This is a genomic window from Mycobacterium sp. UM_11 (genome assembly GCF_001414075.1).
GTDB lineage: Bacteria > Actinomycetota > Actinomycetes > Mycobacteriales > Mycobacteriaceae > Mycobacterium.
Map to the genome: position 1 here is coordinate 1 of NZ_LATC01000241.1, position 460 is coordinate 460.

The 460-nt window shown below is 64.8% G+C and carries 1 protein-coding gene and 1 pseudogene; both read right to left on the reverse strand.

Going from position 1 to position 460, the window contains the following annotated elements; genetic code table 11:
* A partial coding sequence (locus tag WU80_RS26685) for a hypothetical protein (RefSeq protein WP_369808571.1) occupies positions 1 to 79 on the reverse strand: 79 nt, incomplete at its 3' end.
* A gap of 9 nt (positions 80 to 88) precedes the next feature.
* Positions 89 to 460, reverse strand: a pseudogene (locus tag WU80_RS24830) (hypothetical protein); the annotation flags it as partial.

Consider the following 460-nt stretch of genomic DNA (forward strand, 5'->3'; position numbering starts at 1 on the left):
TCCCACCCCGGCCCAGCAGCCGCTTTAGGTGATACGGCCCAAACTGCGTGCCCACCCGCGAGACCTGCTCATCACTCATCGCCGATCCTCAGCCACCGTAATTGGTCCACCAGGTATGCAGGTCCTCCATGTTGGGCGGATCCCCGTACACGTCGCAAAGCAGGAGTTTGGCCTCGTTCGTCCATATCACGTTCGGGTGGTTCTTGTAAGTGCCGCAGGCGATCATGCCGGCGGTCACCGTCGGGGTGCTGTCGTGATGCCAGCCGTCCGGCGATGCGCCGGCTCCCGGGCAGTTCATCAGCTGTACGGCCGCGACGTCGTCGTCGAACGCCTTCTTCAGCACATCCGCGCTGGCGAACAGCCCGTAGACCGCGCGGGACGGGCCGCCCTGGTTGGTGTTCTGGTCGCAGTCGACCATGGCCAGCGCGTTCACCCAGATGCTGTTCGACTTCGGGGTCGC